This is a genomic window from Edwardsiella sp. A.80236 (assembly GCF_044540725.1).
In the GTDB taxonomy this organism is placed as follows: Bacteria; Pseudomonadota; Gammaproteobacteria; order Enterobacterales; family Enterobacteriaceae; genus Edwardsiella; species Edwardsiella tarda.
The window spans coordinates 1-14,149 of sequence record NZ_JBIUCY010000002.1; the positions used below are offsets into that span (position 1 = coordinate 1).

10 protein-coding genes, 2 rRNA genes, 1 pseudogene and 1 other annotated feature are annotated in these 14,149 nt (G+C 56.3%); of the genes and pseudogenes, 7 read left to right on the forward strand and 6 right to left on the reverse strand.

What is annotated here, in order from left to right; genetic code table 11:
• Together ACEQFP_RS02215 and rrf are read left to right on the forward strand one after the other, a co-directional pair.
• Positions 1-363: ribosomal RNA gene (locus tag ACEQFP_RS02215) — 23S ribosomal RNA — on the forward strand; the annotation flags it as partial.
• Positions 364-453: 90 nt separating this feature from the next.
• Positions 454-569: ribosomal RNA gene (rrf, locus tag ACEQFP_RS02220) — 5S ribosomal RNA — on the forward strand.
• A gap of 82 nt (positions 570-651) precedes the next feature.
• Here the strand turns inward: rrf and ACEQFP_RS02225 are convergent.
• From ACEQFP_RS02225 to trxC, 5 genes are all read right to left on the reverse strand, one after another.
• Positions 652-2,313: a mechanosensitive ion channel family protein gene (locus ACEQFP_RS02225; RefSeq protein WP_097364134.1), complete on the reverse strand. Its 1,662-nt coding sequence runs from the start codon at positions 2,311-2,313 to the stop codon at positions 652-654.
• A gap of 110 nt (positions 2,314-2,423) precedes the next feature.
• On the reverse strand, positions 2,424-3,779 hold the full coding sequence (gene pssA, locus ACEQFP_RS02230; protein WP_005282390.1) for a CDP-diacylglycerol--serine O-phosphatidyltransferase: 1,356 nt from the start codon (positions 3,777-3,779) through the stop codon (positions 2,424-2,426).
• Positions 3,780-3,912: 133 nt separating this feature from the next.
• Positions 3,913-6,585 carry a bifunctional acetate--CoA ligase family protein/GNAT family N-acetyltransferase gene (locus ACEQFP_RS02235; RefSeq protein ID WP_370546982.1) on the reverse strand — a complete coding sequence of 891 codons (2,673 nt, stop codon included), beginning with the start codon at positions 6,583-6,585 and terminating at the stop codon, positions 3,913-3,915.
• 71 nt (positions 6,586-6,656) lie between these two features.
• Entirely contained in the window at positions 6,657-7,349 is a 693-nt protein-coding gene (locus ACEQFP_RS02240) for a tRNA-uridine aminocarboxypropyltransferase (RefSeq protein ID WP_005294789.1), read from the reverse strand.
• Positions 7,350-7,445: 96 nt separating this feature from the next.
• On the reverse strand, positions 7,446-7,877 hold the full coding sequence (gene trxC, locus ACEQFP_RS02245) for a thioredoxin TrxC (RefSeq protein ID WP_005294791.1): 432 nt from the start codon (positions 7,875-7,877) through the stop codon (positions 7,446-7,448).
• Positions 7,878-8,083: 206 nt separating this feature from the next.
• On the opposite strand from trxC, the gene ACEQFP_RS02250 reads away from it, so the two are divergent.
• Positions 8,084-9,175, forward strand: coding sequence for a tRNA/rRNA methyltransferase (locus tag ACEQFP_RS02250; RefSeq protein ID WP_005294794.1), 1,092 nt, complete (start codon positions 8,084-8,086; stop codon positions 9,173-9,175).
• Between the two features lie 74 nt (positions 9,176-9,249).
• Here the strand turns inward: ACEQFP_RS02250 and arcA are convergent, their stop codons facing one another.
• Positions 9,250-9,966 (reverse strand): two-component system response regulator ArcA, encoded by a 717-nt coding sequence (gene arcA / locus ACEQFP_RS02255; RefSeq protein ID WP_005282404.1) that lies wholly within the window; start codon positions 9,964-9,966, stop codon positions 9,250-9,252.
• Positions 9,967-10,068: 102 nt separating this feature from the next.
• Here arcA and ACEQFP_RS02260 point away from each other — a divergent pair.
• The 4 genes and pseudogenes from ACEQFP_RS02260 to thrA all read left to right on the forward strand — a co-directional run bounded on the left by ACEQFP_RS02260 (position 10,069) and on the right by thrA (position 14,149).
• Positions 10,069-10,211: pseudogene (locus tag ACEQFP_RS02260) on the forward strand (hypothetical protein).
• A gap of 403 nt (positions 10,212-10,614) precedes the next feature.
• Positions 10,615-11,331: a tRNA/rRNA methyltransferase gene (locus ACEQFP_RS02265; protein WP_005282408.1), complete on the forward strand. Its 717-nt coding sequence runs from the start codon at positions 10,615-10,617 to the stop codon at positions 11,329-11,331.
• A gap of 206 nt (positions 11,332-11,537) precedes the next feature.
• On the forward strand, positions 11,538-11,609 hold the full coding sequence (thrL, locus tag ACEQFP_RS02270; protein ID WP_071523905.1) for a thr operon leader peptide: 72 nt from the start codon (positions 11,538-11,540) through the stop codon (positions 11,607-11,609).
• Positions 11,545-11,667 (forward strand) — a sequence feature (Thr leader region). (Overlaps the previous gene by 65 nt.)
• Positions 11,668-11,689: 22 nt before the next feature.
• The gene (thrA, locus tag ACEQFP_RS02275; protein ID WP_370546981.1) at positions 11,690-14,149 is read left to right on the forward strand and encodes a bifunctional aspartate kinase/homoserine dehydrogenase I; all 2,460 of its coding nucleotides are present in this window, start codon (positions 11,690-11,692) and stop codon (positions 14,147-14,149) included.

Consider the following 14,149-nt stretch of genomic DNA (forward strand, 5'->3'; position numbering starts at 1 on the left):
AGGGTATGGCTGTTCGCCATTTAAAGTGGTACGCGAGCTGGGTTTAGAACGTCGTGAGACAGTTCGGTCCCTATCTGCCGTGGGCGTTGGAAGATTGAGAGGGGCTGCTCCTAGTACGAGAGGACCGGAGTGGACGCACCGCTGGTGTTCGGGTTGTGATGCCAATTGCATTGCCCGGTAGCTACGTGCGGAAGAGATAAGCGCTGAAAGCATCTAAGCGCGAAACTTGCCTCGAGATGAGTCTTCCCTTGGACCTTGAGTCCACTGAAGGAACGTTTAAGACTAAGACGTTGATAGGCTGGGTGTGTAAGCGTAGCGATACGTTGAGCTAACCAGTACTAATGATCCGTGAGGCTTAACCTTACAACACCGAAGGTGTTTTAGAGAGACGAATTTAGCTTGTTCAAGATTGGAACCGATGGCCTGAGAGGGCGGTTGGTGAAACAGAATTTGCCTGGCGGCGATAGCGCGGTGGTCCCACCTGACCCCATGCCGAACTCAGAAGTGAAACGCCGTAGCGCCGATGGTAGTGTGGGGTCTCCCCATGCGAGAGTAGGGAACTGCCAGGCATCAAATAGAGAAAAAGCCCCACGCTGATGCGTGGGGCTTTTTCTTTTTCTATTGTTCCTTATGAAGACCTGCTCTTTGGGCTCATGGGCGATTTGTCGCAGAGGATTTCTCTGCTGATCCCACCTCGTCTGCCGTGGCCGCGTTCGGGGGATGCGCCGGCGCGGAAAACCAGGACTCCGGTTTGACCCACACCGCCTCCTTAGGCTGCATCACGAAATGCGGCGACATAATCTGCACGCCAAACTGATTAAACACATCCAGAATATGGCCGTGCAGCGTACTTTTTACCTGCGCTGGTGCTTCACCCGCGGCGATCTCTGTCTGTAGCTCATAACTGACATACCAATCTTGCAGTTCCGTCTGGCGGATGCGCAGTGCCTCCTCATGCAATATCCCCTCCGTACGTTGTACTGCGAGAGTGAGCATTGCCTGCACCTGGCGCCAGGGGACGTCATAACCAATAGTGACACTGGTCGTGATAATGATGCCGCCTTGGCGGGCATGCGTACTGAGGTTGATGATTTTGCCACTAGCGACGACGGCATTGGGAATGGTGACGTCATAGCCTTCCCGCGTTTTCAGCTTAGTCGCCAGGATCCCGATATCGCTGACAAAACCATCGTACTCCCCGATACGGACATAGTCCCCTTGGTGTAAGGCGCGGGAGTAGATCAAGACCAATCCACTCATGACATGGCTGACCAAACCAGCCGAACCGAGCGTGATCATCAGCCCGAAGAAGACGCTAACTCCCTTAAAGGCGAGTGTATCGGCACCGGGGAAGAAGGGATAGGCGAGAGAGAGGGCGAATAACCAGATGATGACACTCAGTAGACGTCGCGTTGCGCCGACAGTATCGGGATAGAGGCCGGGTAACTTGAGGCGGCCAGTCTCGACGCGTAGGAATAGTAGGCGCAGCATGCGTTGAATCAGTAGTGTCAGAATGAAGATAGCGAGTAGTACCAGGAGATTCGGCATGACGTCCCAGAGCGCCTGTAAAAGCAGACTGGCCTCCGCCAGACTCGAATGGTTCAGGGTATAGCTCCAATAACGCGTCATCGGAAATAGCTTTAAGGCCCAGATTAACCAAATGTAGCTGGCGATGCTGCAGACCACGATGAGCAGCATGGTACTAATGCGTCGTTCGATATGGCCGAGATAGGTACGCAGCTTATAGGGGATCCAGCCGCGGTGCTGGATGATCTGTATCGCGAAGTGGCTCCGTAGACGTTTTTGTAGACGACGGGATAGCCAGAGTAGACCAACGAGTAATGCCGTTCCGCCAGCCAACTTAGCGCCGGCGATCATCAGAGCATGGGGCGATCGCTGTTCGATCAAGGCACTGCGTAGTTGTTCCAAGCGGCGTTGCACACGTTCAGCCGCCTGATCCAGCGTCAGATCGTCGCCGATATCCAGATCCTGCTGAGCCAGCAGTAACAGTGGCTTTCCCTGGATTGAAAAGAGGCGGACGGGTTGCCCGTAACGGGTGGCCGCCGTGATCTGTATTGGATGCCGTAGATCGTCCGGAGTGATAGCACGGAGATGCTGTGCCGTCTGTTTGACCCGTTCTTCGGGGGTATCAAGGCCGAACTTTGCCTGTAGCATTACCACCGGCTGTTGGAGAATGGTCACGGTACGCGCCTCTTGGGCGGGATCCGGATCCAGGCGCGGTTCTGCGGCGTAGAGTAGGCCGCAGTATAACCAGGCGAGTAGTGGTAGGGTAAGGCGGAGTAGCGCGGGCATGGCAACACTCCCCGATGATGGCGGTGGGATGTTGCTAAGTATAAACGAGGACGCGATAGGCGATGGGGGCGGGTAAGAAAAAGGCCTCCTGGAGGAGGCCTGGTCATCGCTTATAAGATGCGGCTAATCAGGCGATCGACGCGGATACGGCGTAGACGGCGGATCAGCTTACGTACCTTTAACGGATAGTGCTGGATATTCTCCAGCTCCTCATAGTGGCGCACCACCTGCGTATGGCGGCGGATACATGCCAACTCATCCTGGCGTTGATGCTGGATTTCACCCTGGGGGTCATGGATCAGGATGGCATTCTCTAGATCCAGGCGCCAAGCGCGCGGGTTGAGGTTATTACCGGTGATCAGTTGCCAGCGATCGTCAACCCACATGCCTTTCAGATGATAGGTATTGTCGTCATCACGCCACAAACGCACCGTGAGCTGGCCATTATCGACGTAGGGCTGCAAACGGCTGAGGAAGCGGCGCAGGTTTATCTCGTAGAGATAAGGCAGGGCGCCGATGATCTTGAACGGTTCATTCTCTGGGATGAAGAAGTCGTTGGCCTTCTTATCCCCCACGATGATCTCGACCTGCTTTCCCTGGCGTAATAGTGAGATGATGTCACGAACCAGTAACGCAGGTAGATTAAAGTAGGGCGTACAAAGGGTCAGCTTGTGCTCGGTGCTACAGATCAGATGATGAATCGTTCTATTCAGGATGTTTTGTTTACCCAGACCCGCCAACGGGGTCACCGCCAACTCGTCATTACTCGCTTCGGCAGGGATGTGGTAACCACTATCGCGCAGGGTATGACGGAATTGACGAGTTTCATTGCGGATCTCTGGATTTTTCGGACGATCGCAACGATCGAGACGTTGCACCGCGGGATTGCTCAGCAGCGTGGACTGTACAAATTGGCACATGACCCCGGCCAGACGCGGGTTACTGATAAAGTGGTAGCGATCGTAACGGTATTTGTCATGACGATGCAGATAGACATCATTAAGACTGGCGCCGCTGTAGATCACCCGATCATCAATGATAAATCCTTTTAGGTGCAGTACTCCCAAGGCTTCGCGGGTGTTGACCGGGACGCCATAGATCGGCACGATGACATCGGGATTCTCGCGGGCCATGTGGCAGTACCAATCGGCATTGGTGTTGCTGGCCTCGGCACCGATACGGCCCCGTTGGGCACGGTGCCAGTCGACTAGCACGAAGATCTCGAGCTGCGGGCGTTGACGTTTGGCCTGATAGAGCGCGTTCAACACATCCCGGCCACCGTCATCATTTTCCAGATACAGCGCAACCAGGTAGATCCGCTGGGTCGCTTGGCCAATGGCCTCAAGCAACGCCTGGCGGAAATCCGCCGGCGCAAACAGCGTTTCCACCTCGCCGACTTGTTGCGGGAGTTTCGGTAGCTGGGCAAGGTGTTGTTGATGTCTGGCTCGCTTAAATTTGGACAACATCACAGTGCGCTTCTTCTCTTGTCATAGTGCAGCGCGGCAGTCGCACACGCTCAGTTTAACCAACGGAATCGGACGATAATAACACTAGTTTTATCTGGTTGCGTATGTTTTGCCACGATTTGCCGAAATTGTCTCAGCATTTTTCGCTGCCTTGCGCGGCATCCGTCGCCAGCGGTAGAGAAAGATTGACGATTCCGTCCTCCAACAGAATTTCCACCTTAAATCCCACCTTACGGGCCAGCGCGATCATGCCGCGATTGGTTGGCATGGTGATGCCGAGCAGTCGTTGTAGTTGGCGTTGGCGAGCATAGCGGATCAATTTATCCAGCAAAATAAACCCTAACCCGAGGCCATTACGATCGCTGCGAACCAGCACGGCAAACTCCGCCTCGATGTTATCGGGATCGATCAGCGCGCGGGTGACACCGAGGATCGCCTCGCCCTGCGGTGTGCTTTGTACGGCAACGAAAGCCATCTCCCGCTCGTAGTCGATCTGGGTCATTTTAGCGAGATCTTCATGAGTAAATTCATTGATCTCGCTGAAGTAGCGGTAATAGAGATCCTCTTTACTGACGCGTTGAATGAACTGCTGCAATAGCGGCTCATCCTCCGGCAGGATCGGCCGTAGCAGGCAAGCACTGCCATCGCGTAGGGTGACGGACTCTTGCAATCGATGCGGATAGGGGCAGATGGCGAGGCGAGCGGGCGGCGTATCGGGCGTGATCAGATGGAGTGTGGCGTCCAACAGGGTAAAGGCCCCGCCACTGGCGAGCAACGGATCGATCTCCAGACGACGAATGACGGGACAGTCGACGATCAGGTTTGACACTTGTACCAGCACCTGGCTTAGGCCGGTGATATCCAGATCGGCTAATGGGGTACCACGGCGGATCTGGCCGTTTTTCTGCGCCTGCACGATCAGGTAGCGCGCCAGATTCATGTTGAGCGGCGGCAGGGCGGCGGCGGCGTCACGTTGGCTATCCCATTGCGCACCACCCTCACCCAGCAGGATCAGCGGGCCGAAGACGGCATCGTGCTCGACACAGATACGCAGCTCCTGCGCGCCGATGCGGTTGGCGCTACTCTGCACCAAGAGACCGAAGATACGGGCCTGGGGATAGGCTTGGCGGGCACGATCGAAGATGGCGTTGGCGGCCTGTTCGACCTCTTGCGCGTTGCGCAGATAGAGCATTACCCCTTGGATCGCCGAGTGATGCGCGATATCCGGTGAGCGTAGCTTGAGGGCGACGGGATAGCCGACTCGCTCGGCGATGTGCACCGCCTCGGCACTGTCGTTGGCAATCCAGCCGGGAAGCGTCTCTAGACCATAACAGGCCAAGATATCGCGGACCTCATGGGTATCGAGGCGGGTGAGGCCGTCGGCCTGAGCCTGGGCTAACAGGCGGTGTGCCAGCGCGCTATTCGCGGGCAATCCTGCCGGTAGCGCGGGGGTTTCCATCAGCTGCTTCTGATTACGCCGGTACTCGACCATATGCATGAAGGCAGTGATGGCGCCCTCCGGTGTACGATAGGTTGGGATGCCCGCCTCGCTAAAGCGTCGGCGCGCCTCCTGCGAGGTGCTCTCGCCGCTCCAGTTGGTCATCAGCGTAATATGCTTGGCGCGCGGATGATCGCGTAGTGTCTCGATCAGTGCTTGTGCCGTTTCGGTCGCGGGAGCGGCGGCGCTAGGTGCATGCTGAATCAATAGCGCATCGTAGCAATGACTATCGAGTACCTGCTGTAGCGTGCTGCGGTAACGTGCTGGTGTGGCGTCATCGCGTAGGTCGATGGGACCCTGTAGATAGGCATCGTCCGGCAGTCCGCCAGACAGCGCGTTGCGTAATGCCTCATCCGTCTCGGCGGGGTGGCCGTTACGCCGTTGTAGTTCGTCCAATGCCATGGCGATCGGTGCCGCGCCATTGCCGATGATCAGGAGTTTCTCGCCGCGTAAGGGGCGCATGTGGCTCAGGGTTTCGACGGCAGAAAACAGCTCATGCGTATTTTGTACGCGTAGCAGGCCAGCGCGTTGAATGGCGGCATCATAGGCGATGTCGAGCCCGGGCGCTTCACCCAGAACGTAGCGTGCCTGTGGCGATCGACCACTCTTGATCACCAGAATCGGCTTATTGCGTGCCGCGCTACGTGCTGCGGACAGAAAGCGTCGGGCGTCGTGCAGATGTTCCAGATAGAGCAGGATAGCGCCGGTCTTCGCATCCCGAGCCAGATAATCCAGCAACTCGTCGACGTCACTATCCAGGCTATCGCCTAATGCCACGAACAGCGAGAAGCCGATCTCACGCTGACGCGCCCAATCGAGGATAGTGTTGGAGACCGCAGCCGACTGAGAGATGAAGGCCAGTCGACCCGGCAAGATTGGGACCGGTGAGAAGCTGGCATTCAGCTTTTGCCACGGGGCTAACACCCCTAGGCTGTTGGGACCTAATAGGCGTACGCCGTGCTGCTGGGCGCACTGCTTCAGCGCCTGTGCCTGGCTCGCCGGTGAGGCGAGTACGATCGCGGCTCGGCAGCCCTTGGCGCCCAACTCGGCGATCAGTGTCAGATTACGTCGGGGGTTGACACACAGGATGGTCAGATCTGGCACCATCGGCAACGCCTCGATCGACGAATAAGCCAGTACACCGCATACCGCCTGATAGCGAGGATTGACGGGCATCACCGGGCCATTGAAGCCCCCCCGCAGCAGGTTCTGCATGACCAGATGGCCGTTGCGGCCAGCCTGATTGGAGGCACCGATGACGGCGATGGATTTGGGACGTAGCAGGGACTCGAGACTGCGCTGACTCATGCCATCCTCCTGAACGGGTAACCCGCTGGTGAGCGTATTAAAACGCACCGGATGGCATGATAGTAGAGGCTTTATTCCGCCTGTGCAGTGTTTCCTGTCGGAGGGTGCGATTTACCTAGCAAATATTGTCGCCGGAAATGGGTGAAGTGTTGTAGTAACCCTTGCGCGGCATCTGCGTCGTCGGCGAGGGCCAACAACGCCGTCGCCACTTCCGCGGTGCAATACTGCTCTGGTCGCTGTGCCTCGCGCAGTAAGTAGCCGGGCGCCTGCGCCATATTGATGGAGAGAACCGGGAAGCCGTCTAGATAAGGGCTCTTACGAAACATCTTACGGGCTTCGGGCCAGGTGCCATCCAGCATGATGAACAGTGGACGGCGTCCCGCCTCGGCGGTGACTTGGGTGACGACGCGCTGTGGTTCGGCATAGCTACCGGGGAAGATGACATAGGGCTGGTAGGCGGGATCGGCGAGCAGAGTCAGGAGGGCCGGATCCGGCTGGGTCCGTGACCAGCCATAGGCCAGGGTATCTGGCAGTACGTCGGCGATGAGGCGTCCCGTGTTACTCGGTTTCAGCGGCTCGGTATCGTACATCATCAGGCAGAAGCGGCTACGTGCCGGGTAGGTCGCCAGGGTCGCACATAGGCAGTGTATCTCAGGCAGTAGACAACGTTGGCAGCGTTGCACACGGCAGCCACGGGCATGAAACGGCCGGGTCGACTGGCGTAGACGCTCGGCCCGTAGGCGCAGTACGGCATTGGGGGACATGATTATCTCGGGAGGATGCGCAAAAGCGCCATTTTAAACAAGCGCCTCCCTTGGGTACAGTGCTAAGCGGCCCGGAGTGTTCCGGGCCGTGTATCATTAGGACTGTTTTGCCAATTGTTCGTCAAGCCAGGCATCGAACGGTGCCTGCGGCATGGCACCGTTGAGCATATCGACCAATTGACCGTTACGGTACAGCATGATGGTCGGAATGCTACGGATGCGGAAACGCGTGCTAAGCGCGGGTTGATCTTCGGTGTTCACCTTCACGCAGCGTACCTGTCCGGCCCGCTCGGCGGCGACGGCGGCGAAGATCGGGGCGAAAGCCTGGCATGGACTGCACCACGGTGCCCAGAAGTCGATCAGCACCGGCATCTCGTCTTGCAGGAGCGTGTCCAACGTTTCGGCTTTAGCTTCAATGACCTTGCCATCGAACAACGGATGAGCACAGCGGCCACATTTCGCCTGTTCGTTACAGCGATCATCGGGGATTCGGTTGGTAGTATGGCAGGCAGGACAAACAGTATTCATGATTACCCTCGGAGAGAAAACGGTGAAACGTCGGGCGTCGTCGCCACCGATGTTCCATAGATGTTAATTATTATTCTTCTGAATGTTCGTTATCACAATCAGATTTATTCAATGACTATAATAGACTAGAGCTTTTATCCTAGGCGTATGGTAACGGGTTCTCACATCAGGTAATCTTCGCGCCCTGCGCGTAGGTGGAGAAAGCAATGAACGACTCTTTGAATGGCAAGAACGGTAAGGTAAAAGTGATGTACGTCCGCGATGCGGATACGACGGACGCGCGTTCGTCGCGCCCATCAGGCAAGGGACGTCAGGGACAAGGTGGACGGGGTGAGCGCCCCGAGCGTGGTCGTGGCGATCGTGATCGTGGTGATCGCCCGCGTAATGATCGCTCGCGTAATGAGCGCGGCGGACGTCCGGCACGTGCGGATAAGCCGAGCGGTGAGCGTTCACCGTGGCGAACCGTTGCGCTGGGTGATAGCCCGGATCAGGGAGTGGGAAGCGACCATGGCGGCATCAGCGGCAAAAGCTTTATCGATCCCGAGCAGCTGCGTCGTCAGCGCGCCGAAGAGACGCGTGTATATGGTGAGAATGCCTGTCAGGCGCTCTTTGCTAGCCGCCCGGAGGCGATCGTCCGCGCCTGGTTCTTGCAGTCGGTTACCCCGCGTTTCCGTGATGCATTGCGTTGGATGGCGGCCAATCGTAAGGCTTACCATGTGGTCGATGATGCCGAGCTGACTAAGGCTTCCGGTACCGATCATCATGGCGGCGTCTGCTTCCTGATCAAGAAGCGTCGCTCTCTCGACGCTCAGCAGTATCTGGCCTCACAGGCTGAGCAGGCGGTCGATTGTGTGTTAGCGCTGGAGAATGTCGCAAACCCGCATAACCTGGGCGGTATCATGCGTACCTGTGCCCATTTCGGCATCCGTGGCATCATGGCGCCAGAAAGTGCTGCATTGGAGTCGGGGGCGGCAGTGCGTACCGCCGAAGGGGGCGCCGAGCATGTCCAGGCCATTGATGCGGAGGATTTTGCCGCTACGCTGGATACCTTCCGTCGTGCCGGTTATACCATCGTGACGACGTCGAGCCATAAGGGAACGACGCAATTACATCGCGCGACGTTGCCGGCGAAGATCGTCTTGGTCGTGGGTCATGAAGGGGATGGTCTGTCTGACGGTACGTTGCGTCAAGGTGATTTGAGCATTTCCATCGGCGGCACCGGTAGCGTAGAGAGTCTGAACGTGTCGGTTGCGACCGGGATTATGCTGGCCGAATGGTGGCGGCAGAATGCGCGTTAATCCGCGCGCTCGATAACAAAAAGGCCGGGATAACCCGGCCTTTTTTCTTGCTATATCGCCTCAGGCGTCGTGGATTACTCTTCCAGATCGCCGCAGAAACGGTAGCCTTCGCCATGGATGGTGGCGATGATCTCTGGCGTATCCGGCGTCGACTCGAAGTGCTTACGGATACGACGGATGGTGACGTCTACCGTACGATCGTGCGGCTTCAGTTCACGGCCGGTCATCTTCTTCAGCAGTTCAGCACGAGACTGGATCTTACCCGGGTTCTCGCAGAAGTGCAGCATGGCGCGGAACTCGCTGCGCGGCAGCTTGTACTGTTCACCGTCCGGGCTGACCAAAGAACGGCTGTTGATGTCCAGCTCCCAACCGTTGAAACGATAGTGCTCGACGCTTTTACGCTCTTCGCTGCCGCTACCCAGGTTCATGGTGCGGGAGAGCAGGTTACGGGCACGGATGGTCAGTTCACGCGGGTTAAACGGTTTAGTGATGTAATCATCGGCACCGATTTCCAGGCCGAGGATCTTATCCACTTCGTTATCGCGACCGGTCAGGAACATCAGTGCGACATTTGCCTGCTCACGCAACTCGCGTGCCAGCAGCAGGCCGTTTTTCCCAGGCAGGTTGATGTCCATGATGACCAGATTGATGTCGAATTCAGACAGAATCTGATGCATCTCGGCACCATCATTGGCTTCATGAACGATATAACCTTCCGCTTCGAAAATACTTTTTAACGTATTGCGAGTGACGAGTTCGTCCTCGACGATCAGAATGTGCGGGGTCTGCATGTTTTGCTACCTAAAATTGCCAACAAAATAGAAAAATAGGGGGTGTACAGCAGTCCGGGAACCCAGATCACCAAATATGGGCGGTTCAACCGCGGGGCTCTAGTGACTAAAGTACGTAAACTCGTTCTTGATGCACTTTCCATCAACGTCAACAACATCGCTAGGTTGGTCAGGGGGTGTCACTCCCTACAGCCCCGGTGGTGCCAAAAGCGGCGCACATCCTAACCCTATTAACAGCAATATAACAGCGCATGCGTCAAATGCCACCTAACAAAACTATCCTTTGTTGACATATATCAAGTCCAATTGTAGCACGTTAACAGATTTGTGAAAAACACTTACAAGTTTGCAAGCTTAATGCCTCTCTCATAGCGATTTCTCCAGCGGGTTCGCCTGGATAGGTCGCGCTTAGCAAACGGAGTTTTTTGCTATTAAATAATAAATAACTTCATGAATATAATAACAATATTGACATATTTTTTGTGAAATTTGCATTTCGATGTTAATGAGTGAGAATTTTTGCAAAGAAGGTTATTTAACAAATGGAAACGTTATTTTTTGTTAAAAATATGTAGTAAAAATGCGGCGTAGAAAAATGGTGTTTGGCGGGGTAGAGTGTGCGCCTCGGTAAAAAAACAGGCACTAAATATGCAAATTCATATTGTACTGGTCGCTCCGGCCAGGGCGGAGAATGTAGGCGCGGCGGCGCGAGCGATGAAAACTATGGGCTTCACTTCGTTACGCATCGTGGATAGTCAGGCGGATCGTGAACCTGCGGCGCGTTGGGTGGCGCACGGGGCTGGCGATATTCTGGATAATGCCTGTCATTTTGCCACCTTGGAGCAGGCATTAGCGGATGTCGAGTTCAGTGTAGCCTCGACGGCGCGCAGTCGCGCCCGTTTCCATTATTACTGCACACCGCCGGAGTTAGTCGGTATCTTGCAGGAAAAGCAGCAGTGGATGGCGAGTTGTGCGTTGGTCTTTGGCCGAGAGGATTCCGGGCTGACCAACGATGAACTGGCGCTGGTGGATTTGTTGACGGGGGTGCCCATGGCCGCCGATTATCCCTCGTTAAATCTGGGGCAGGCCGTGATGGTCTTTTGCTACCAGCTCTCTTCATTGATGCAGGTACACGCGGTCGCGGAGCCGGCGGCGCAAGGAGAGCAGTTGGCTGCTTTACGGGCACGAACGACGCGTCTACTTGAGACGTTAGGCGTCGAGGATGACAGTAAACTGAGCGATTGGCTCGCCCAACGTCTCGGTCTGTTGGCGCAACGGGATACCGCCATGCTGCATCGTTTGCTACATGACATCGAATCTGCTTTGAATAACGGGTTAGCGGCGAAGAAACACGAAAAAGGATAATCCTTGGTTATTTGGTGAGTTGATTGGTGATGTGTGGCGGAGTGCGGCCAATTGACCATGATTTTATTCTAATAATTATGATTTATTAGTTTTTAAAACTGCCGAAAATAGGCTGCGATCGATGTCACAAAATAGAAATAGGTTGACTCACCGTTGGCTTTGCTTTAACCAATATAGGGCAGACACAGGAATAACTTGGACAGACTATGCGTAACTTCAGCCTGAATATCATCACTACAATTACCACCACCGGTACAACCAGTAACGGGGCGGGCTGACGCATACAGAAAAGTGAAAATGAAAAAGCCCGCACTTCACAGTGCGGGCTTTTTTTTCGGCCAAATTCGGAGAGAGTCAGATGAAAGTATTAAAGTTCGGCGGAACATCGGTCGCCAATGCTCAGCGCGTGATCAGCGTGGCCGACATTCTGGAGAGTAACGCCGCCCAAGGACAGGTCGCCGCCGTGCTGTCTGCTCCGGCCCGTATCACCAACCACTTGGTCGCGCTGATCGAGCGCACCATTGCCGGCCAGGATGTACAACCGATCCTAGGCGAAGCCGAGAAGATTTTTACCGATCTGTTGGAGGGCCTGGCTCAGGCGCAGCCGGGATTCGATGCCGCATCGCTGCGTCTGCGGGTGAGCCAAGAGTTCGGCCAGATCCGCCAGGTGTTACATGGTATCTCTCTGTTGGGGCAATGCCCGGATAGCGTCAACGCGGCATTGATCTGCCGGGGTGAAAAGCTCTCCATCGCCATCATGGCCGCGCTACTCCAGGCGCGCGGCCGGCGTGTTAGCGTCATCGATCCGGTCAGTAGTCTACTGGCACGCGGTGGTTACCTCGAGTCGAGTGTCGATATTGCCGAATCCAGTCGTCGTATCGCCGCGCTAGGCATCCCGGCGGATAGCGTAGTCTTGATGGCCGGTTTTACCGCCGGCAATGAGCAGGGGGAGCTGGTGGTCTTGGGGCGTAACGGCTCTGACTATTCTGCGGCGGTGTTAGCGGCCTGTTTACGTGCCGAATGTTGCGAGATCTGGACCGACGTCGACGGCGTGTATACCTGCGATCCCCGCCTGGTGCCGGATGCGCGTTTACTGGATGCCATGTCCTATCAGGAGGCGATGGAGCTTTCCTACTTCGGGGCTAAGGTATTGCACCCGCGAACGATCTCTCCCATCGCCCAGTTTCAGATCCCTTGCCTGATAAAGAATACTGCCAATCCGCAGGCACCCGGTACCCTGATCGGTGCACAGCGGGGTGATGCGGCGTTGCCGGTCAAAGGCATCACCCATCTGAACAATATGGCGATGATCAACGTCTCGGGGCCGGGGATGAAGGGGATGATCGGCATGGCGGCCAGGGTCTTCGCCGTGATGTCGCGCAGTGGCATCTCGGTGGTGCTGATCACCCAATCCTCCTCTGAGTACAGCATTAGTTTTTGTGTTCCGCAGCGTGAGCTGCAACGGGCCTGCCAGGCGCTACAGGAGGAGTTCTATCTGGAGCTGAAAGATGGCCTGTTGGAGCCGCTAGATGTGACGGAGCATCTGGCCATCATCTCCGTGGTCGGCGATGGTATGCGTACCCTACGTGGTATTTCGGCGAAGTTCTTTTCGGCGTTGGCGCGCGCCAATATCAATATCGTGGCCATCGCCCAAGGATCGTCGGAGCGCTCTATCTCCGTAGTGGTCAGTAACGATGTGGCCACCACCGCCGTGCGGGTAACGCACCAGATGCTGTTTAATACCGATCAGGTGATCGAGGTCTTTGTGATCGGCGTCGGCGGTGTCGGTGGGGCGCTGCTGGCACAGATCGAACGCCAGCAAGCCTGGTTGAAGCGTAAACATATCGATCTACGGGTATGCGGCATCGCCAACTCGAAGGCATTGCTGACCAATGTACATGGTATCGACATGGCGCAGTGGCGAGAGTCCCTGGCGCAGGCGTCGGAGCCGTTTAACCTGGGGCGGCTGATCCGTCTGGTCAATGACTACCATTTGCTGAATCCGGTGATCGTCGACTGTACCTCCAGCCAGACGCTCGCCGATCAGTATGCCGACTTCTTGGCTAACGGTTTCCATGTGGTGACGCCCAACAAGAAGGCGAACACCGCCTCGATGGATTACTACCATCTGTTGCGTCAGCGGGCGGCGGGGAGCCGACGTAAGTTCCTGTATGACACGAACGTGGGGGCGGGGCTGCCGGTGATCGAGAGTCTACAAAACCTGTTGAGCGCCGGCGATGAGCTCCAGCGCTTCAGCGGCATTCTTTCCGGCTCGCTCTCGTTTATTTTTGGTCGACTGGAGGAGGGGGCATCCTTCTCCCAGGCTACCGCCGAGGCACGTCAATTAGGCTATACCGAACCGGATCCGCGCGATGATCTCTCTGGTATGGATGTGGCGCGCAAGCTGTTGATCCTAGCTCGCGAAGCGGGCTATACCTTGGAGTTGGCGGACATTCGGGTCGAGCCGGTGCTACCCGCGAGCTTCGATGCGAGTGGGGAGGTCGAGGCCTTTTTGTCTAACCTGGCACGTCTGGACGAGGATTTTGCCGCGCGGGTGGCGGCGGCGCGTGCGCGTGGCTGTGTATTGCGCTATGTCGGCGAGATCGATCAGGGTCGCTGCGTGGTTCGCATCGCCGAAGTGGATGGCAACGATGCACTGTATAAGGTGAAAAATGGCGAGAACGCCCTGGCGTTTTATAGCCATTACTATCAGCCGCTGCCGCTGGTCCTACGTGGTTATGGCGCGGGTAATGAGGTGACGGCTGCTGGCGTGTTCGCCGATCTGTTGCGTACGCTGTCATGGAAACTGGGGGTATAA

Coding starts and splice junctions, on each gene's coding strand:
- ACEQFP_RS02265 (WP_005282408.1), top strand. CDS start 10,615: ATGCAAATTCATATTGTACTGGTCGCTCCGGCCAGGGCGGAGAATGTA.
- pssA (WP_005282390.1), bottom strand. CDS start 3,779: ATGTTGTCCAAATTTAAGCGAGCCAGACATCAACAACACCTTGCCCAG.
- trxC (WP_005294791.1), bottom strand. CDS start 7,877: ATGAATACTGTTTGTCCTGCCTGCCATACTACCAACCGAATCCCCGAT.
- ACEQFP_RS02240 (WP_005294789.1), bottom strand. CDS start 7,349: ATGTCCCCCAATGCCGTACTGCGCCTACGGGCCGAGCGTCTACGCCAG.
- arcA (WP_005282404.1), bottom strand. CDS start 9,966: ATGCAGACCCCGCACATTCTGATCGTCGAGGACGAACTCGTCACTCGC.
- ACEQFP_RS02250 (WP_005294794.1), top strand. CDS start 8,084: ATGAACGACTCTTTGAATGGCAAGAACGGTAAGGTAAAAGTGATGTAC.
- ACEQFP_RS02235 (WP_370546982.1), bottom strand. CDS start 6,585: ATGAGTCAGCGCAGTCTCGAGTCCCTGCTACGTCCCAAATCCATCGCC.
- ACEQFP_RS02225 (WP_097364134.1), bottom strand. CDS start 2,313: ATGCCCGCGCTACTCCGCCTTACCCTACCACTACTCGCCTGGTTATAC.
- thrA (WP_370546981.1), top strand. CDS start 11,690: ATGAAAGTATTAAAGTTCGGCGGAACATCGGTCGCCAATGCTCAGCGC.